The sequence below is a fragment of the Ruegeria sp. BF10 genome (assembly GCF_056538725.1).
In genome coordinates, this window is sequence record NZ_JBQFTR010000001.1 from 64,402 (window position 1) to 81,952 (window position 17,551).

The following is a 17,551-nucleotide window of genomic DNA, read 5'->3' on the forward strand; positions in this document are numbered from 1 at the left end:
AGTACTGGGGCCGACAACCGGAGAACCGCCATGACGACCACATATGAAGATGCAAAACAGCAGCTTTTGGATGCGATGCTGATCCATGTTCCCTTTGATGGGTGGTCGGAATCCAGTTTCCGCGCCTCCATTTCCGATTGTGGTCTGGATGACGGCCTGGCGCGCGCGATCTGTCCGCGCGGCGCGGTTGATCTGGCGCTGGCCTACCACGCGCGCGGCGATCAGGCGATGCTGGACCGCATCAAGTCCGAGGACCTGAGCGGGCTGAAATTCCGTGACAGGATTGCCGCTGCGGTTCGGTTTCGGTTGCAGGCCGTCGAGGACAAAGAGCTGGTGCGCCGGGGCATGACGCTGTTTTCCCTGCCGACACATGCAGCAGATGGTGCCAGGGCGGTTTGGCAGACCTGCGATCTGATCTGGGATGCGCTGGGCGACACCTCGGATGATGTGAACTGGTACACGAAGCGGGCCACTTTGTCGGGTGTCTATTCCTCGACGCTGCTGTTCTGGCTGGGCGATGACAGCCCGGATCATCAGCGCACGTGGGAGTTTCTGGATCGCCGGATCGCTAATGTCATGGAGTTTGAAAAGTTCAAGGCACAGATGCGCGACAACCCGGTGTTGAAACCGTTTCTGGCGGTTCCGAACTGGCTGGCGGGTCAGGTGAAGGCTCCGGTAAAAATGCGGGCCGATCTTCCGGGGATGCTGAACCCCCGAAAGTAGCGCGTCTTGGTGCTGGGCCTTGGCCCTGATGCCTGCTAGGCATTGGGCAAAGGAGGTGCCTATGACCCAGATGATGCGCGCTGTTGAGATCACCGAACCGGGTGGTCCCGATGTTTTGCAACTGACCGAGCGTCCGATTCCCGAACCGGGTGCAGGGCAGGTCGTTCTGAAAGTGGCCTATGCCGGGGTGAACCGCCCGGATGCGTTGCAGCGCGCGGGCGCTTACGATCCGCCGCCCGGTGCCAGCGATCTGCCGGGGCTTGAGGCTTCGGGCGAAGTGGTCTCGGTCGGGGCCGGGGTCGAAGGACTGTCCGTCGGCGATCAGGTCTGCGCGTTGCTGCCGGGCGGCGGCTATGCCGAATATGTCGCCACCCCTGCGGCCCATTGCCTGCCGGTCCCTGCCGGCATGGGACTGAAAGAGGCGGCCTGCCTGCCCGAGACCTTTTTCACCGTCTGGTCCAACGTGTTCACGCGGGGCGGGCTGAAGGCAGGCGAGAGATTTCTGGTCCATGGTGGCTCGAGCGGGATTGGCACGACGGCCATCCAGTTGGCCAATGCTTTTGGGGCCCGCGTTTTTGCCACCGCAGGGTCGGATGAAAAATGCGAGGCTTGCGTCAAATTGGGTGCGGAAAGGGCGATCAACTACCGCGATGAGGACTTTGTGGCCGTCATGCGCGCCGAAGGCGGGTCAAACCTGATCCTCGACATGGTCGGTGGCGACTATATCCCGCGCAACGTCAAAGCTCTGGCCGAGGATGGGCGGCTGGTCCAGATCGCGTTTCTGCAAGGCCCGGTGGTCGAGCTGAACTTTGCCCTGATGATGGTCAAGCGCCTGACCCTGACCGGCAGCACCCTGCGCCCGCAAAGCGATCTGGCCAAGGCCCGGATTGCGCAGGACCTGCGCGAAGCTGTCTGGCCTCTGCTTGAGGCCGGCAAGGTTGCGCCTGTCATGGACAGCGAGTTTGATCTGGCCGAGGCTGCCGCCGCCCATGCACGCATGGAAAGCTCGGGCCATATTGGCAAGATCGTTCTGAACGTCGCGGGCTGAACTCTGCGCGCGCGGGGCAGACCCGCGCGTTCACGCAACCGCGCGGCGGTACAGGTGCCATGTGGCATGACCCAGAACCGGCATCACTATGATCAGGCCCAACAGCATCGGCAGGGCACCCAGAAACAGAAGGGCCGCCACGATGAACCCCCAGGTCAAGATGACGCCGGGGTTGTGACGCAACACGCGAAACGACGTCACGACCGCCACCGGCAATCCGACTTGCCGGTCCAGAAGCAACGGAAAGCTGACGACGCTGATGGCCAGAGCGCAAAGAGCGAATACGAAACCAACGGCGAGTCCGACAACCATCATGGTCCAGCCGGCAGTCGTCGTGAAAGCCTGCGTGGCAAAAGTGCCAAGTGATGCGGGGGCTTCAGGCCCCATTGTATGCGTATAGATGCTCTGCGCCACCATCAGCCAGATCAGCAGAAGCATCACCAGATAGAAGCCCAAAACCAGAATTGCGCCGAATGCCGGCGAGCGGAATACGCCGAACGCATCCAGCCAATGCACCGTGCTGCCTTGTTCACGTTTGCGGCTGATCTCGTACAAACCCACAGCTGCCACCGGACCGATCAAGGCAAAACCTGCGACCAGAGGCGCCAGAAGTGGAACCATGTTGACGTTCAGGGCAAAGCCGAACATCAAAAGCCCCGCGATCGGGTAGATCAACACAATGAATATGGCATCCGCCCGTGTTTCGACAAAGTCGTGATACCCCGCCCGCAGGCAAGCGCGCAGATCCTGCACCGTCAATGTCTGCACCATCGGCAAGTGTTTGGTATCTGCGCTTCCGAGTTGTGAAACGCTATCCGAGACATGATCACTGGCCGCCCCCAGATTCCGGGCGGCCCAACTGATCGGATTTCCGATTGTTTTAGCCATTTTCATCCCCTTTCCTGGCGAGAATTGCGCCGCGGAATGGATCCGGCATTAAGTTGTCCGTGGCCAGACCAGCCGACAACGCCTGATCGCAGTATAGCACAGTTTGGCGGAATCCTGATCAACACTCTGATATCTGACGATTGCTCCGCATCGCAGTCATGTTAGCTTGATGTCAGGCAAGAGGAGGTCAGGATGCAGACAATAGCGAAAACGGTGGTATTGCACGAATTCGGCGGGCCCGAGGTTCTGCGGATCGAAGACAGGCCATTGGGCGACCCCGGACCGGGTGAAATACGTATCCGTCATCATGCCTGCGGTCTAAACTTTATTGATGTTTATCAACGCACTGGATTGTATCCCCTGGAGCTCCCCCATGCTTTGGGGATGGAAGCGGCGGGTGTCGTCGAGGCCGTCGGGGACGGGGTAACGCACCTGCAACCCGGTCAACGGGCCGCGTATGCGGCAGCCCCGCCCGGCGCGTATTGCGAGGCCCGCGTCATGCCTGCGGCACAGGTGTGCCCTCTGCCGGACGACATCTCTTTCGACGCTGCCGCGGCAATGATGTTGAAGGGCTTGACGGTTGAGTACCTGTTTCACCGAACCACTCCGATGAAACGCGGGGATACTGTGCTGTTCCATGCAGCGGCGGGCGGGGTCGGACTGATCGCCTGCCAATGGGCGAAATCCGAAGGGATCACCCTGATTGGTACGGCGGGGACCGACGAGAAATGCAGCCTCGCCCGGTTCAACGGGGCTGCGCATTGCATCAACTACCGATCCGAGAATTTCGCCGAACGGGTGGCCGAGATCACCAAAGGCAAGGGCGTGGACGTGGTGATGGATTCCGTCGGGGCGGACACGTTCGAAGGGTCGCTGAACTGCCTGAAACCCTTGGGGATGATGATTTCCTTCGGCAACGCCTCAGGGCCGGTGCCGCCATTCGATATCGGTGTTCTGGGTCGGAAAGGATCGCTCAAGATCACCCGACCCACCTTGTTCACCCATATTGCGGACCACTCCGTGTGTCAGGCAATGGCGCGCCGCTTGTTCGGCAAGGTCGAGGGCAGAGAGGTCAAGATCCACATCGATCAGCGCTTTGCGCTGGATCAGGTGGCCGATGCACATCGCGCGTTGGAAGCGCGGCAGACGACCGGCAGTACGATTCTGGACCTTTGATGCGAAACCCGGCCTGTCAGGCCGGGTTCAACTTTATCCGGAGTGCCGTTCAGAACCGGTAAGAGACACGAACCTGCAATGTGGTTGCGTCGACATCCACATTGTTTCCGTTGAAGTTATCGAATTCGTGGTACAGCAGCTCTCCGCCAATGCTGACATTCGGGGCCACGATCTGTTCATAGCCTGCGCCGATGAACCACCCGTCATCACTGCCCAGGGTGTCGGTGCCCGCTTCGGCGTAGCCTGCCGTGCCGTACAGCAAACCTTGCGGGTTTACCTTGTAGCCGGCGCGCGCTTTCAACCGCCAGACATCTTCAACAGTTGCCGCGCCGGACAGGCCCACGTCAGTCCAGTCATAGTCAAAACCGCCGCCAACGACCCAGTCGCCCAGATCATAGTCGTAACCCAGGATGATACCACCGATTACGCCATCGCCGTCGACCCCGGACAGGCTGGTGTCCACATCGGCATAACCCAGTTGCAGACCGCCATAAAACCCGGTCCAGTTGCCCGAGGATTGCGCCATTGCCGATCCCGCGACCACGGTTGCGACAGTGGTGATGAGAGCCAATTTCAAAGTCATCTCATTTCCTTTCGATTGTCACTCTGCTCAAGTGAAATTCAGTTCACCTATGCAGACCATTACGATCCGCTCGCGTTATCGGATCAGTGATACCTACGAATTCCAGCCCGTATTCTGGCGTTGAAACAAAAAACAGACACGCCGGTGCCCTCTGAAAACGGCCACTTCTGATAAAGATGAGATAGGACGAAATGAGAGGTCTTCAAACGACATGCGGCGGCGGAACATTCCGCCGCCGACACGTCTGAAAGTTTCAGCGGGTTATTGCTTCTGCAATTCAGCAGGGGTCTTGTCCGCGATGTCTTCCCATTTTGCGCCCGCGCTTTCGATAAAGCCCGGGATGTCGCCTTCCCAGCGTTCCTGGATGTCTTCCGACAGGTTCAGGTACAGCTTGTTGTCGACGATTTTCCAGTAGTTCGGGTCGCCGTCGAACTTGAAGCCCATGGCTGTGCCAAAGGCACAGTAGCCCCCGTAGGCAGGCAGGTAGGCTTCCGGGTTGGCTTCGAAGGCGGCTTTGTTTTCCTCGGACGAGAAACGGTACAGCGCATCGTCGTGCAGCGCGGTGATGCGATAGTCGCCCTTGGTCGCTTCACCAACGGTGAAATAGGCAACCGGGTCATAACCCTGCATGGCCAGACCAGTCGAGCTTGCGTTGATGTCCACACCAGCGGCCAGAGCGGATGTTGCCAGTGCAACGGACAGAGCGACGCCACCGATCAGAGATTTAAACTTGTTCATTGTTCCACCTTTCGTGAAAGGAGCCTCGTCAGTGTGCCGATCGAGGGCCCCGGATTGTTGTCCTGTGTGGCCCGTAATTGACCGTCACGACAGCGATCTGGGAAGCAGGCGGATCACGTTCAAAACAATGAATCGTGATTGTGCGCCAGAGAGGAGCGTCTGTTCAAATATGCAGACCTGTCATTACGCGTCCGGTTCAAAACCCAGAACAAACGCGATGACTTTGCAGACCGCCATTTCACATGGCCTCAGCAGGGCGCCGCTGAGGCGTGTCTGATACAGGTTCATGCTGATATAGTCGGTGCCGCCCAATTCGTGCGCAACCAGCTTGTGGGATTTCCCCTTTGCCATCTGTTGGCGCACGACGACATAGCGCCGATCCCCCGATGAACCGGTAAAACTGCCTTCGGGCAGCGCGAAAAACGCGGAAACGAAAGCGTCCGGCGGTGTCACGACTTTCCGATTTTCGGTTCAGTCCCGGCCTTGATCCGTGCGACGTTGGTGCTGTGACGCCAATAGATCAGAAGGGTCAGGATAATCCCCAGGATAAAGGATTGTCCGTTTGTCAGAACCAGCACCCAGGTCGTTGAAAGCGCGGCCGCGGCCAGCGCGCCGACCGAAGATATCCGCCAGATCGCCGCCGCCACCAACCAGCTGAGACAGCACGCAACTCCGACGCGCCAGTCCAGCGCCAGCCAGAGGCCCAGAAAGGTGGCCACGCCTTTCCCGCCCTTGAAACCCAGCCAGATGGGAAAGCAATGACCCAGAAAGGCAAAAAGGGCTGCGATCTGTGCGGCGTCTTCTCCGGCATAAGCACGGGCAATCAGAACCGCCACCGCGCCCTTGGCCGCGTCGAACAGCAAGGTCAGCGCCGCGGCGGCTTTGTTGCCGGTGCGCAGGACGTTGGTTGCGCCGATATTTCCGGATCCGATTTCGCGTAGATTCCCCAACCCCATGACCTTGGCAAGCAGCAGGCCGAAGGGAACGGAGCCCATCAGATATCCAACCACCGCCCACTGGAGCAGTTCGCTAGTCGAGTTGTCGATCGGGGGCATCAGGAACTCCGGAACACTTCTTTACCTGCAACATAGGTCGAAATGACCTTACCTTGCATCCGCTGGCCGTCAAATGGAGTGTTCTGAGATTTGGATTTTAAGGCAAAGCGATCAAGCACAAAAGGCACATCCGGGTCGAACAGAACCAGATCCGCCGGGGCGCCTTCCGACAATCGGCCGCTTTCCAGACCAAGCCGTTTGGCCGGGTTCAATGCCATCGCCCGGAACAGGGTTGGCAGGTCCAACTGGTCGGCATGATACAGGCGCAATGCCGCAGGCAACAGCGTTTCCAGCGCCACCGCGCCCGAGGCGGCTTCTTCGAACGGCAGCCGTTTGCTTTCCTCGTCCTGCGGTGTGTGCATCGAACTGATCGTGTCGATCAGGCCGGTTCGCACCGCCTCGATCACCGCCTGCCGGTCATCCTCGGACCGCAGCGGAGGTTTGACCTTGAAGAAGGTGCGATAGTCGGCCACGTCCAGCTCGTTCAGCGTCAGGTGATGGATCGAGGTGCCAGCGGTGATGTCCAGCCCGTTGCGCTTGGCCCGTTCCAGCGCCGGCAGGGCGCGGGCCGTGGTGATCTGATCCGCGTGATAGGCCGCGCCCGTCATTTCGAGCAGCGCAATGTCACGGTCCAGCCCCATGCGCTCGGCCATGGGCGAGACAGCAGGCAATCCGCGCAGGGCGGCGAATTTGCCGCTGGTGGCCGCGGCGCCATGGCTCAGGCCCGGGTCCTGCGGATGGGCAATCACCAGCGCGCCGCAGGATTTCGCATAGGTCAGTGCGCGGGAAAACACCTTGGTATTGGTGATGACGTGATCGCAATCGGTGAAGGCCACGGCGCCTGCGTCCTGCAAGAACCCGATTTCCGTCATCTCACGCCCGTTGCGCCCCTTGGTCAGCGCGGCCATCGGCAGAACGTTGACCGGTGCATCCGCCTGAGCACGCCGGGTCGCGAATTCCAGCGTTTCCGGTGTATCGACCGCCGGCAGTGTATCCGGGCGGGTGACGATGGTGGTCACACCACCGGCCGCGGCAGCGAGACCTGCGGACTTGTAGCTTTCCTTGTGCCGCTCGCCCGGCTCGCAGACCTTGACGCCGATATCCACGATGCCGGGGGCGAGGCACTTGCCGCCGCAGTCGATGACCTGAGCGTCAGCGACGGGCGCGTCCCTGTTGCCCTTGCCCTGAATAAGGCCGTCGGCAATGTGCAGCCAGCCGGGATTGTCCGTGCCGGTTTCAGGGTCGATCAGGCGGGCATTGGTGAAGATCAGGGTGGTCATGGAATGGCCCTTTCAATCGCGGCTTTGGTGGCGGCCGGGTCTGACTGGTACTTGATCAGATGCTTGTCGCCGGATTTGGTGACAACCTGGACGAAGCTGCCCATGATATTCACGGCGGTGATCTGGTTCAGCGGCACGCTGCGTCCGCCGGGACCGGTCAGTGTTGTGCCTGACATTTCCCAATTGGCGACCAGCTCTTCCGAGGCCAGATACCAGGCGCGTATGCCGATGGCAGCAAGGCCGGCGGGGGCTCCGGTCCAGACGTAGGGATTGCCGATCAGCCACAGCACGATCATCGCACCGGCCATGGCCACAGCAGCCAGCCATGCGTTGGTGCGGATATAGGCCCCCTTGTCCGGGGCGAAGATCACAGGATCAGCCATAAGATGCCTCCGAAGACCAAAAGCGCGACCAGTGCCAGTATGGCCGATCCGACGCGGCGGGGGGTGTCACCCGCTGTGACGGTTTGCGGAGCGGAAAAGGGCTTGGCGCTTTCGGTTTCAATGGTCCCCCCGGTCCAGTTCGTGGCCTCTTCCGTGAACAGGCCGATCAGGTGCAGGCGCGGATCGGGGTTCAGCGTCGCCGGGCGCCCGTTGAAAGCCGCGCTGCGCAGGACCATGACCCAACCGTCGACAGAGGCCAGAGCGTTCCGGTCCAGCTGATCCGCAGACACGCCGCAGCCCTCGGTCAGGTAGCCGTACAGGCCGAGGTCTTCCAGGTCGGAGACCGGGAATACATCGATGTGGCTGGGGTCCAGCCCGTCGACCCCAAGCACCTGATCGGCGGCACCCGGTTCGCGCAGGAACTTCGCCTCTTCCGGGCGCATGTCCAGCGTAAACAGGCGCAAAACGCCGCGTTCGTGGGGGGCAACGGTCAGATCGCTCATGCAGCCTCGCGCAGGTTGCGGGCCAGCAGGTCCATGGCGGCCATTCGGACGGCGACACCCATTTCCACCTGTTCCTGAATGACGGACCGGTTGATGTCGTCCGCCAATGTGCCGTCGATCTCGACCCCGCGGTTCATCGGGCCGGGATGCATCACGATCGCGTCTGGCTTGGCCTGCGCCAGCTTCGCGGCGTCCAGCCCGTAGCGGTGGTAGTATTCGCGTTCCGAGGGGATGAACCCGCCATCCATCCGTTCTTTCTGAAGGCGCAACATCATGACGACGTCAACATCCTTCAGGCCCTCGTTCATGTCATCGTAGATCTCGGCCCCGAACTCGGCGAACTGGCTGGGCACCAGCGTCGGCGGGCCAATCAGGCGGATGCGGTTTTCCATCTTGCCCAGCAGGATCAGGTTCGATCGCGCGACGCGGGAATGGGCCACGTCCCCGCAGATCGCGATGTTCAGCCGGTGCAGGCGACCCTTGGCGCGACGGATGGTCAGGGCGTCCAGCAGGGCTTGCGTGGGGTGTTCATGTTTGCCGTCACCGGCGTTCAGAACGGCGCAATTGACCTTCTGCGCCAGCAGATCGACCGCGCCGGAATGCGGGTGCCGCACCACCAGAAGATCCGGGTGCATCGCATTCAGCGTCATCGCCGTGTCGATCAGAGTTTCACCTTTCTTGATCGAACTGGCCTGCATCGCCATGTTCATCACATCCGCACCCAGGCGCTTGCCCGCCAGTTCGAAACTGGCCTGTGTGCGGGTCGAGTTTTCAAAGAACATGTTGATCTGGGTCAGTCCCGACAGCACATCCGAATGCTTGGTCGACTGGCGGTTCATGGCGACATAGGTCTCGGCCAGATCCAGAATTTCGGTGATATCGGATTGCGACAGATGCTCGATGCCAAGAAGGTGACGATGGGCGAAACGCATGGGCGGGCTCCTGTCTGACAATCGCGCCGCTTATAGGAAGCCGGGCGGCGCAAGGCAACCTAAGGTTCCGTACCCTCAGGCAGTTTTTCGCAGCCGCCCTCGGGCAGGCATTGCTCGCCCGGCTTGCACCATTTGCCATAGCCGCAGTCGATCGCCTTGATCGGTACGCACCCTTGATGGGCCGAGCATTTGAAACCGGGACGGCATTGTGATCCGGTTTCCTCGCACAGGAACCATCCCGGACGAGAGCATCCCCCGCCGGGCAGGCAGGCCGAACCGCGCGCGCAGGTTCTGCCATCAGCGCAAGTGGTCGGTGGCGTCGTATCCAGTTCGGGTGCGTTCCGTTCACACTCACCACGGCCATTGCAGAAACTGTCGCCCGGACAATCCAGCCGCGAGGCGCATTTGTTCAGGCCTGCGGGCGCACATCTGAGTCCACCCGCAACGCAGCGTTCGAACGGACCGCAACTGCGCCCGCCGCCGCAATAGGTGCCGCCCAGCGGAATGCAATGGCCATCAAAACTGCATCTTTGCCCGCCTGAACAGCATGTGCTGCCGCATTTGAACTGACCCCCACGGCACTGCCCGTGTTTGTCGTGAAACGTGGCCACTGCCGGATCACCAGTGACAACCAGCACTAGTCCAATGATGAGGAATCGCAGAAATCTGAGCATCGCAGGCCGATGGTCGGCGCGACAGAGCGACCGATCAAGCCCTATTCGCTTTCCCTCAGCCCTCAGGCGGGTAAGTTATCACTATGGAATCGGGTTTGGACTATTATTCTGCGCGGGCGCTGCTGGAATGGCAGGTCGAACTGGGCGCCACCGAGGCAATCGGAGATGCGCCGGTTGACCGGTACGCGTTGCCCGACACCACGGCCAAACCCAAGAAAGCGGAAGCGCGCCCCGCCGCCCCGGCGAAGCCACGGGATGTAGACCCAGTAGCAATCGCAGGATCCGCAGCACAGGGCGCGGGATCGCTGGATCAGCTGCGCGCAGCGGTGGACGCTTTCGAACACTGCGAGCTCAAACGCGGTGCGCGGCAGTTGGTCTTTGCCGATGGGACCCCCGGCGCACGGGTTATGATCATTGGCGAGGCGCCGGGCCGCGATGAGGACCGCGAAGGCAAGCCCTTTGTCGGCCGTGCGGGCCAATTGCTGGACCGGATGCTGGCGGCAATTGAGCTGGATCGTCGCGAGAACGTCTATATCACCAACGTGCTGCCATGGCGGCCCCCGCAGAACCGCGACCCCAAACCCGAAGAGATCGGGATGATGAAGCCGTTCCTGGAACGTCATGTGGCACTGGCCAAGCCAGAGGTTCTGGTGGTGATGGGGAATATCAGCTGTCAGGCCGTGCTTGGCAAACGCGGCATCACCCGCCTGCGCGGCAAATGGGATCAGGCGATGGATCTGCCGGTGATTCCGATGTTCCACCCGGCTTATCTGCTGCGACAACCGCAGATGAAACGGCAGGCCTGGGCGGATCTGCTGGAACTGAAAGCGCGGCTGCGAGGTGCAAAATGAAGGTTCTGGCATTCTCTGATCTGCACATGGCGCGCAACCGTGCCGCCGATCTGGTTGCCGCCAGCGCCGAGGCTGATCTTGTCATCGGCGCCGGTGATTATTGCAATTCACGTCAGGGGCTGGACGAGGCGATGCAGATGCTGTCCGGCATTTCGGCCCCGCTGGTCCTGATCCCGGGAAACGCGGAAAGTGCAGAAGAGCTGGGCAATGCGGCCCCGGACGGTGTTCATGTCCTGCATGGGTCTGGCATGACCATAGACGGCTTGCGCTTGTTTGGCCTTGGCTACGGCGTACCACCGACTCCGTTCGGAGCCTGGTCCTGTGATCTGACAGAAGGTGAGGCGTCCGAGATGCTCGACCGGTGTGAAACGGCTGATGTCCTGATCGTTCATTCTCCGCCCAAAGGGTATGGGGATCAGACTTCGCAAGGCCTTTCGGTCGGATCAACTGCCATACGAGATGCGGTGGAACGCCTTCAGCCGGGGTTTGCGTTCTTTGGCCATGTGCATGAAAGCTGGGGCTATCGAGGGTCCTTGGGCCGAACACAACTGGCCAATCTGGGACCGAAACCGAATTGGTTTGAAGTAGGCCCATGACCGAAACCTTCCCCTTGTTGGCGCCCATTCGGCAGTTTGTGAACCCCGGGGCGGGATCATTGCCGTCGGAGTGTTTATCGTGAACGGGCTGCATGTCGGCAACCGGCGCGCCTCGCGTATTATTGGTTGGATCACGGGGCGTATATGTTCCGCCCTCGCAATCCGACATGTCATGATGGAAAGGGCCTGACGCAAGATGTCACGCATTGACGAAACCATGGAGTTCATCCCCGTAAGAATTGCCGTTCTGACCGTTTCGGACACCAGATCGATGGACGAAGATCGCTCGGGGCAGACATTGGTGGACCGGATCGAAAAAGCGGGCCATGTGGTTGCGGATCGCCAGATCATCCGGGACGAGCGCGACCAGATCGCCGAGCAATTGCGTGCATGGGTGGCTGATGAGCAGATCGATGTCGTGATCTCGACCGGCGGAACGGGTCTGACCGGGCGGGACGTGACAGTCGAGGCGCATCGGGACGTGTACGAAAAAGAGATCGACGCATTCGGTACCGTCTTCACCATCATTTCGATGGATAAAATCGGCACCTCGGCGGTGCAGTCCCGTGCAACCGGGGGCGTTGCGGGGGGAACATACCTGTTTGCATTGCCCGGCAGCCCGGGGGCCTGCAAGGATGCGTGGGATGGGATTTTGGAAAAACAGTTCGATTACCGGCATCGCCCCTGCAATTTTGTGGAAATAATGCCCAGATTGGACGAACATCTGCGACGGAAGTAGACTGGTCGTACGTTCAATTCCGTATAACCGCTTTGTGGCTTGGCATAATTCGTGATCCGGCTACATGTTGTGGACGGCAGCTTGGTGCAACCGGGGTAACTGTTTGATGCGATTTCTACGGCAGAGTCTTGTCGGTATCTTTCTGGCGTTCCTGACGCTTGCCTTGCTGTTTGTTGCTGCGCAGATCATCATGGGTGCTGTTCAAGACGTCCTGACGCGTGAGGACCCTGCGCCCGCCGCTCGGGAACGGGTCTTTGCGGTTGCAGTGCGTCAGGCCGAGGCTGAAACCGTTATCCCCTATCTCGAAGCATTCGGAGAGGTCCAGAGCCGGCGCAGGCTGGAATTGCGTGCGGCACTGGGTGGCCGTGTTGTTGCCCTGGCAGAGGATTTTGTGGATGGCGGAACGGTAACTGCCGGGGAAGTTCTGGTGGAACTGGATCCGGCGGATGCCCAATCCGCGCTGGATCGGGCCAAGTCCGATCTTTTGGACGCACAATTCGAAGAACGTGATGCCGAACGGTCTCTGCTGCTGGCGCAGGACGAATTGAAATCGGCTGAGGCGCAAGCCGAACTGCGGGAACGGGCGCTGCAACGGCAACGCGATCTGGAGTCCCGAGGGGTAGGCGCCGCCGCCAGCGTGGAAGAGGCGGAACTGGCGGCTGCGTCAGCCCAACAGGCCGTTCTGGCGCGTCGTATCGCGCTTGCACAGGCTGAATCCCGCGTCGATCAGGCAACGACATTGTTGGCGCGGGCGGAGATAGCCCTGGAGGCGGCGGAACGCGATCTTGAAGATATGACCATTCGGGCCGGTTTCAGCGGCACCCTGACCGATGTGACGCTTGTGGAAGGGCGCTTGGTGTCGGCAAATGAAAAACTGGCTGAACTTGTTGATCCAAACGCTCTTGAAGTGGCATTCCGGGTGTCAACGGCACAATATGTGCGTCTGTTGGACGAGAATGACAGGCTGATCAACGCACCGGTGACGGTTTCGCTTGAGGTGACGGGCACCGATCTGACCGCGACAGGCTATATCAGCCGTGACAGCGGGTCAGCGGGCGAGGGCCGGACCGGACGTTTGATCTATGCGCGTCTGCAAGAAGCATCCGGGTTCAAGCCAGAAGATTTCGTCACCGTCTCGGTTCAGGAACAACCGCTTGCCAACGTGTTCCGCTTGCCGTCTTCGGCATTGGACGCATCAGGAACGGTTCTGGTGCTGGGTGCGGATGACCGTCTGGAAAGCTTGCCGGTGCAGCTTGTCCGCAGACAGGGTGACGAGGTTTTGCTGCGGGGCGACGGGTTGGAAGGGCGCGAGGTCGTCATCGGTCGCACGCCGTTGCTTGGGCCTGGCGTGCGGGTGCGGCCCTTGCGGCTTGAGGCCGGGGCAGACCCGGGCATGGTCGAGCTGTCAGATGCGAAACGCGCCGAGCTCGTGGCCCGGGTCGAGGCCAACGAAACCATGCCTCAGGATGAAAAAACTCAGGTTCTCGGTCAGTTGCGGGAAGCGCGCGTGCCTTCATCTCTGGTGCGGCGCATTGAAACCAAGGCCGGGGGCTGAGCGTCATGATGCGCGAGATACCTGGCGCAGCGGGTGGCCTTCTCAGTTACTTCACACGGCACCGGACGGTGGCCAATTTGCTGCTGCTGGTGATGCTGGTTCTGGGCGCGGCTGCCATTCCGAACATGCGGGCGCAGTTCTTTCCGGATGTCATTCTGGAACGCATCGATGTGACCGTCTCGTGGGAAGGTGCAGGCCCCGAGGACATGGATGCCGGTATCGTGCAGTTGTTGGAACCTGCGCTGCTGGCCGTTGAAGGGGTAACCAGTACCGAGGCCAGTTCACACCCAAGTTGGACCCGCGTCAGACTGGAGTTCGAGCCGAACTGGGACATGTCCCGCGCGGTCGAAGATGTCCGGTCCGCGATAGACGGTGTGACGGATCTGCCGGAAGGGTCCGAAGAACCTGAAATTCGACGCGGCGCTTGGCGGGATCGGGTAACGGATGTCGTTATCAGTGGCCCCACCGACACCAATCAACTGGCGAAGCTGACGGATGAGTTCATCAACCGTTTGTTCTCGGCGGGCGTCACGCGTACCGAAATCAGGGGCATTGCCGCGCCCCAGATCATTGTCGAGATCACCACGGCGCAATTGATCGCCAATGACATCACCATGGAAGAGATCGCATCGGCGATTGCGGGCGAGGTCAGCACCGATCCCGCTGGTGAGGTTGAGGGCGCAGGTGCGCGTATCCGGGCCGGAACCGAAAAGCGGACCCCGGAACAGATCGAAGACATCGCGCTGCGGACCTTTGCCAACGGGTCGAAGCTGAAAGTCGGTGATATCGCCAGGATTCGGGTCGAAGGTGTCACACGGCATCGCAGTTATTTCGTCGACGACGATCCGGCCATGTCCATCCGGGTCGACCGGTCAAATCTGGGCGATGCGATAGACATCCAGCACACGGTCGAAGACGTTGCCCGCGAAATGCAGGCCAGCTTGCCCGAAGGTGTGAAGATTGAGCTTATCCGCACCCGCGCCCAGGCCATAACCGACCGATTGAACATCCTGGTCAACAACGGGTTGATGGGTCTTGGACTTGTCGTCTGCCTTCTGTTCTTGTTCCTCAACGCGCGCATCGCCTTCTGGGTTGCGGCAGGTATCCCGGTGGCGATGTCAGCGGCAATTGCGTTGATGTATCTGGGGGGATTGTCGCTGAACATGGTGTCGCTGTTCGGTCTGATCATCACGCTGGGCATCGTGGTAGATGACGCCATCGTGGTGGGGGAACACGCGGATTTCCGCGCCCGGCGTTTGGGTGAGCCGCCTGTCGTGGCTGCGGAACGTGCGGCGCGGCGAATGGCCATGCCGGTTCTGGCTGCGACCGTCACGACGGTAATCGCGTTCTTCGGTCTGACTCTGGTGGGTGGGCGGTTCGGCGAACTGATCCGCGACATTCCTTTTACAGTGATTGCTGTACTGATCGCTTCGCTGGTCGAATGCTTCCTGATCCTTCCCAACCACATGGCACACGCCATCGCACATTCGGCCAAGGAACACTGGTATGACCTGCCCAACCGGGTCGTCAATCGTGGTTTCCGTTGGGTTCGGGACCACCTGTTCCGCCCGTTGATCGCCTGGGTGATATGGGCGCGTTACGTGGTCGTGGCGCTGATGATCGCGGTACTGGCCAGCCAGGTCGCGCTGTTCATTCGCGGCGACGTGAACTGGCGTTTTTTCAATGCACCAGAGCGAAGTTCCGTGACCGGCGGCTTTATCATGCGCGAAGGCTCGACGCGATCAGATACGCTGGAAATGATGCGCCTTCTGCAACAGGCGGTCAATGATCTGGGCCAGATCTACGAAGAGCGTCACGGCCGCAATCCGATCGACTATGTCCTGGCCGAGGTTGGCGGCAACGCAGGCCGACAGTTGGCTGCTGCGGATGGTAAGGATGGCAGTTTGTTGGGCGGTATCTCGATCGAGCTTATCGATGCCGATCTGCGCCCTTATTCGAGTTTCGAATTTGTCGGAGAGTTGCAGGAATTCGCGCCGCGCCATCCCAAGCTCGAAGTGGTAAGCTTCCGCGGTTGGCGGTCCGGCCCTGGCGGCGATGCCATCGATGTGCAGTTTTTCGGCTCTGATGTGAGCGTTCTCAAGGCCGCGTCCGAAGACTTGCAGGCCGAGCTGTCGAAATTCCCCGAAGTCTCGGCGCTGGAAGACAACCTGGCTTATGACAAGGAAGAGTTCATCCTGGACCTGACCGCGCAGGGAGAGGCGCTGGGATTCCGGATTGAAACGCTGGGTCGCGCCCTGCGCAATCGCCTGAACGGCATCGAAGCGGCGACATTCCCGGACGGGCCACGCAGTGCCGAGATCCGTGTGGAACTGCCTGAGGGCGAACTGACGGCAGATTTCCTCGAGCGTACGCTGATGCGGTCTCCTGACGGGGTTTACGTACCGCTGGCCGACATCGTATCGGTCGAGCGTAAATCCGGTTTCTCGACGGTTCGGCGCGAAAACGGCCTGAGGGTTGTTTCGGTCTACGGCGACATCTCGGAAGATGATCCGGCACGCGCCACCGAAATCGAACGGGCGATGCAGGAAGAAATTCTGCCCGATATCGCAGCCGAGCGGCAAGTTGAGTGGCGCATGTCGGGTCTGAGTGAACAGGAAAATGAATTCCTTGCCGAAGCCCGCACCGGTTTGATCCTTTGCCTGACAGGTATCTACCTTGTACTGGCCTGGGTGTTCGCCAGCTGGACACGGCCAGTGGTTGTCATGGCAATCATCCCTTTCGGCCTCGTTGGTGCGATCTGGGGCCACTACATCTGGGAAGTGCCGCTCAGCATGTTCACGGTGGTCGGATTGCTGGGCATGACGGGGATCATCATCAACGACTCGATCGTTCTGGTGACGACGATAGATGCCTATCAAAAAGACCGAGGTCTGGTTCCGTCCATTGTCGAAGGTACCGCAGACAGGTTGCGGCCGGTGATGCTGACCACTTTGACCACGGTTCTTGGACTTGCGCCGTTGCTTTACGAAGGCTCGCAACAGGCACAATTCCTCAAGCCGACCGTGATCACGCTGGTTTACGGTCTTGGGTTCGGGATGCTGCTGGTTCTGATCCTTGTGCCTGCCCTGCTGGCGATCCTCAATGACGTGGCGCGTCCGATGACAGCCATGCGCCGCGCTGCGCGGGCACCCGACCGGGTGGTTCGGGGGGCGCTGGCGGCAACCGGGGCCGCATTGGCTGTCTGGTTCGGCCTGACGATGATATGGCCCGCGGTTACCGGCGCGCCGCTTGGTGTGCTGCAAGGCCTCTATGCGGGTGGAGATGGCATTGCGGTGCTGCGAATGGGGTTGGGTGCATTCCTGGCCGGGGCAATTCTGATCGTGGTCCTGAGCGTGGTGCTGTCAGGTTTGCTTTATGGGCGGCTGACAAGATCGGCCGATGCCTGATCCGCGCGGATCGCGTGTTCCAAAAGGTCGATGACCCGCGCGCTCATCGGCAGGTCTCCCCGGCGTATCTGCTCGATGGCAAACCAGCGGGCACCCAGCGCGTCGTCACCAGCCTGTGGTGTGCCGGACCGATAGCGGCAGGCAACGCCGACCAACAGGTAATGGGACAGAACCCGCCCCGCCTTGTCGTGACGCAGCAGATCCAGGTTTCTCAGGTAATGAGACGGTTCCGCAATCACCGAGGTTTCTTCCTGCAACTCGCGCTGCGCCGCCTGCAAAACGGTTTCACCCCACTCCACGTGGCCGCCGGGGAACCCCCACAGCCCTTTGTCCGGCTGTTTGCTGCGCTGAACCAGAAGAACCTTGCTCTGATGCAGAACAACCGCCAACGCACCGATCTTGGGGGATTGGCTCATGCAG

Annotated in this window: 19 protein-coding genes; 8 read left to right on the forward strand and 11 right to left on the reverse strand. The window is 60.6% G+C overall.

All coding sequences use genetic code 11. From position 1 onward, the window contains the following. Positions 1-30: 30 nt before the first annotated feature. Together ACR0DJ_RS00340 and ACR0DJ_RS00345 are read left to right on the forward strand one after the other, a co-directional pair. Positions 31-723, forward strand: coding sequence for a COQ9 family protein (locus ACR0DJ_RS00340; protein WP_257599907.1), 693 nt, complete (start codon positions 31-33; stop codon positions 721-723). A gap of 61 nt (positions 724-784) precedes the next feature. Then, positions 785-1,771, forward strand: a complete 987-nt coding sequence (locus ACR0DJ_RS00345) for an NAD(P)H-quinone oxidoreductase (protein WP_480683542.1) — start codon at positions 785-787, stop codon at positions 1,769-1,771. Between the two features lie 30 nt (positions 1,772-1,801). Here ACR0DJ_RS00345 and ACR0DJ_RS00350 read toward each other — a convergent pair whose 3' ends face one another. Beyond that, entirely contained in the window at positions 1,802-2,659 is an 858-nt protein-coding gene (locus tag ACR0DJ_RS00350; protein WP_170346290.1) for a DUF2189 domain-containing protein, read from the reverse strand. Between the two features lie 192 nt (positions 2,660-2,851). Here ACR0DJ_RS00350 and ACR0DJ_RS00355 point away from each other — a divergent pair, with 192 nt between their 5' ends. Then, on the forward strand, positions 2,852-3,835 hold the full coding sequence (locus tag ACR0DJ_RS00355; RefSeq protein WP_480683543.1) for a quinone oxidoreductase family protein: 984 nt from the start codon (positions 2,852-2,854) through the stop codon (positions 3,833-3,835). A gap of 49 nt (positions 3,836-3,884) precedes the next feature. On the opposite strand, the gene ACR0DJ_RS00360 is transcribed toward ACR0DJ_RS00355, so the two are convergent. From ACR0DJ_RS00360 to ACR0DJ_RS00400, 9 genes are all read right to left on the reverse strand, one after another. After that, a complete protein-coding gene (locus ACR0DJ_RS00360; protein ID WP_170346292.1) occupies positions 3,885-4,418 on the reverse strand; it encodes an outer membrane protein in 534 nt (177 codons plus the stop codon). Positions 4,419-4,679: 261 nt separating this feature from the next. Next, positions 4,680-5,156 carry a YHS domain-containing (seleno)protein gene (locus tag ACR0DJ_RS00365; protein WP_170346293.1) on the reverse strand — a complete coding sequence of 159 codons (477 nt, stop codon included), beginning with the start codon at positions 5,154-5,156 and terminating at the stop codon, positions 4,680-4,682. 183 nt (positions 5,157-5,339) lie between these two features. Then, the gene (locus tag ACR0DJ_RS00370; RefSeq protein WP_480683544.1) at positions 5,340-5,609 is read right to left on the reverse strand and encodes a hypothetical protein; all 270 of its coding nucleotides are present in this window, start codon (positions 5,607-5,609) and stop codon (positions 5,340-5,342) included. After that, the gene (plsY, locus tag ACR0DJ_RS00375) at positions 5,606-6,211 is read right to left on the reverse strand and encodes a glycerol-3-phosphate 1-O-acyltransferase PlsY (protein ID WP_170346295.1); all 606 of its coding nucleotides are present in this window, start codon (positions 6,209-6,211) and stop codon (positions 5,606-5,608) included. The genes ACR0DJ_RS00370 and plsY overlap by 4 nt, the downstream gene beginning before the upstream one ends. Then, positions 6,211-7,491 (reverse strand): dihydroorotase, encoded by a 1,281-nt coding sequence (gene pyrC / locus ACR0DJ_RS00380; RefSeq protein WP_425078984.1) that lies wholly within the window; start codon positions 7,489-7,491, stop codon positions 6,211-6,213. Before pyrC ends, plsY begins: the two co-directional genes overlap by 1 nt. Further along, positions 7,488-7,874, reverse strand: coding sequence for a hypothetical protein (locus ACR0DJ_RS00385; protein ID WP_425078983.1), 387 nt, complete (start codon positions 7,872-7,874; stop codon positions 7,488-7,490). The genes pyrC and ACR0DJ_RS00385 overlap by 4 nt, the downstream gene beginning before the upstream one ends. Next, positions 7,859-8,377 (reverse strand): hypothetical protein, encoded by a 519-nt coding sequence (locus tag ACR0DJ_RS00390; RefSeq protein WP_425078982.1) that lies wholly within the window; start codon positions 8,375-8,377, stop codon positions 7,859-7,861. Before ACR0DJ_RS00390 ends, ACR0DJ_RS00385 begins: the two co-directional genes overlap by 16 nt. Continuing rightward, on the reverse strand, positions 8,374-9,309 hold the full coding sequence (locus tag ACR0DJ_RS00395) for an aspartate carbamoyltransferase catalytic subunit (protein ID WP_050604003.1): 936 nt from the start codon (positions 9,307-9,309) through the stop codon (positions 8,374-8,376). Before ACR0DJ_RS00395 ends, ACR0DJ_RS00390 begins: the two co-directional genes overlap by 4 nt. A gap of 59 nt (positions 9,310-9,368) precedes the next feature. Beyond that, positions 9,369-9,983 carry a scavenger receptor class F, member 2 gene (locus ACR0DJ_RS00400; protein WP_480683545.1) on the reverse strand — a complete coding sequence of 205 codons (615 nt, stop codon included), beginning with the start codon at positions 9,981-9,983 and terminating at the stop codon, positions 9,369-9,371. An 83-nt stretch (positions 9,984-10,066) separates the two neighbouring features. Here ACR0DJ_RS00400 and ACR0DJ_RS00405 point away from each other — a divergent pair, with 83 nt between their 5' ends. The 5 genes from ACR0DJ_RS00405 to ACR0DJ_RS00425 all read left to right on the forward strand — a co-directional run bounded on the left by ACR0DJ_RS00405 (position 10,067) and on the right by ACR0DJ_RS00425 (position 17,131). Further along, complete coding sequence (locus ACR0DJ_RS00405) at positions 10,067-10,834, forward strand: uracil-DNA glycosylase (RefSeq protein ID WP_480683546.1); 768 nt, start codon at positions 10,067-10,069, stop codon at positions 10,832-10,834. Next, positions 10,831-11,430, forward strand: coding sequence for a metallophosphoesterase family protein (locus ACR0DJ_RS00410; RefSeq protein ID WP_170346302.1), 600 nt, complete (start codon positions 10,831-10,833; stop codon positions 11,428-11,430). Before ACR0DJ_RS00405 ends, ACR0DJ_RS00410 begins: the two co-directional genes overlap by 4 nt. Before the next feature lie 196 nt (positions 11,431-11,626). Then, the gene (moaB, locus tag ACR0DJ_RS00415) at positions 11,627-12,169 is read left to right on the forward strand and encodes a molybdenum cofactor biosynthesis protein B (RefSeq protein ID WP_480683547.1); all 543 of its coding nucleotides are present in this window, start codon (positions 11,627-11,629) and stop codon (positions 12,167-12,169) included. A 106-nt stretch (positions 12,170-12,275) separates the two neighbouring features. Beyond that, a complete protein-coding gene (locus ACR0DJ_RS00420; protein WP_480683548.1) occupies positions 12,276-13,724 on the forward strand; it encodes an efflux RND transporter periplasmic adaptor subunit in 1,449 nt (482 codons plus the stop codon). A 5-nt stretch (positions 13,725-13,729) separates the two neighbouring features. Then, complete coding sequence (locus tag ACR0DJ_RS00425) at positions 13,730-17,131, forward strand: efflux RND transporter permease subunit (protein WP_480683549.1); 3,402 nt, start codon at positions 13,730-13,732, stop codon at positions 17,129-17,131. On the opposite strand, the gene ACR0DJ_RS00430 is transcribed toward ACR0DJ_RS00425, so the two are convergent. Further along, the gene (locus ACR0DJ_RS00430; RefSeq protein ID WP_480683550.1) at positions 17,098-17,547 is read right to left on the reverse strand and encodes an NUDIX hydrolase; all 450 of its coding nucleotides are present in this window, start codon (positions 17,545-17,547) and stop codon (positions 17,098-17,100) included. The two genes, ACR0DJ_RS00425 and ACR0DJ_RS00430, sit on opposite strands and share 34 nt — an antisense overlap. Positions 17,548-17,551 lie beyond the last annotated feature (4 nt).

Bases quoted from the DNA above. Each gene is read 5' to 3' on its own strand.
- ACR0DJ_RS00340 (WP_257599907.1), top strand. From the start codon at position 31: ATGACGACCACATATGAAGATGCAAAACAGCAGCTTTTGGATGCGATG.
- ACR0DJ_RS00345 (WP_480683542.1), top strand. From the start codon at position 785: ATGACCCAGATGATGCGCGCTGTTGAGATCACCGAACCGGGTGGTCCC.
- ACR0DJ_RS00350 (WP_170346290.1), bottom strand. From the start codon at position 2,659: ATGGCTAAAACAATCGGAAATCCGATCAGTTGGGCCGCCCGGAATCTG.
- ACR0DJ_RS00355 (WP_480683543.1), top strand. From the start codon at position 2,852: ATGCAGACAATAGCGAAAACGGTGGTATTGCACGAATTCGGCGGGCCC.
- ACR0DJ_RS00360 (WP_170346292.1), bottom strand. From the start codon at position 4,418: ATGACTTTGAAATTGGCTCTCATCACCACTGTCGCAACCGTGGTCGCG.
- ACR0DJ_RS00365 (WP_170346293.1), bottom strand. From the start codon at position 5,156: ATGAACAAGTTTAAATCTCTGATCGGTGGCGTCGCTCTGTCCGTTGCA.
- plsY (WP_170346295.1), bottom strand. From the start codon at position 6,211: ATGCCCCCGATCGACAACTCGACTAGCGAACTGCTCCAGTGGGCGGTG.
- pyrC (WP_425078984.1), bottom strand. From the start codon at position 7,491: ATGACCACCCTGATCTTCACCAATGCCCGCCTGATCGACCCTGAAACC.
- ACR0DJ_RS00385 (WP_425078983.1), bottom strand. From the start codon at position 7,874: ATGGCTGATCCTGTGATCTTCGCCCCGGACAAGGGGGCCTATATCCGC.
- ACR0DJ_RS00390 (WP_425078982.1), bottom strand. From the start codon at position 8,377: ATGAGCGATCTGACCGTTGCCCCCCACGAACGCGGCGTTTTGCGCCTG.
- ACR0DJ_RS00395 (WP_050604003.1), bottom strand. From the start codon at position 9,309: ATGCGTTTCGCCCATCGTCACCTTCTTGGCATCGAGCATCTGTCGCAA.
- ACR0DJ_RS00400 (WP_480683545.1), bottom strand. From the start codon at position 9,983: ATGCTCAGATTTCTGCGATTCCTCATCATTGGACTAGTGCTGGTTGTC.
- ACR0DJ_RS00405 (WP_480683546.1), top strand. From the start codon at position 10,067: ATGGAATCGGGTTTGGACTATTATTCTGCGCGGGCGCTGCTGGAATGG.
- ACR0DJ_RS00410 (WP_170346302.1), top strand. From the start codon at position 10,831: ATGAAGGTTCTGGCATTCTCTGATCTGCACATGGCGCGCAACCGTGCC.
- moaB (WP_480683547.1), top strand. From the start codon at position 11,627: ATGTCACGCATTGACGAAACCATGGAGTTCATCCCCGTAAGAATTGCC.
- ACR0DJ_RS00420 (WP_480683548.1), top strand. From the start codon at position 12,276: ATGCGATTTCTACGGCAGAGTCTTGTCGGTATCTTTCTGGCGTTCCTG.
- ACR0DJ_RS00425 (WP_480683549.1), top strand. From the start codon at position 13,730: ATGATGCGCGAGATACCTGGCGCAGCGGGTGGCCTTCTCAGTTACTTC.
- ACR0DJ_RS00430 (WP_480683550.1), bottom strand. From the start codon at position 17,547: ATGAGCCAATCCCCCAAGATCGGTGCGTTGGCGGTTGTTCTGCATCAG.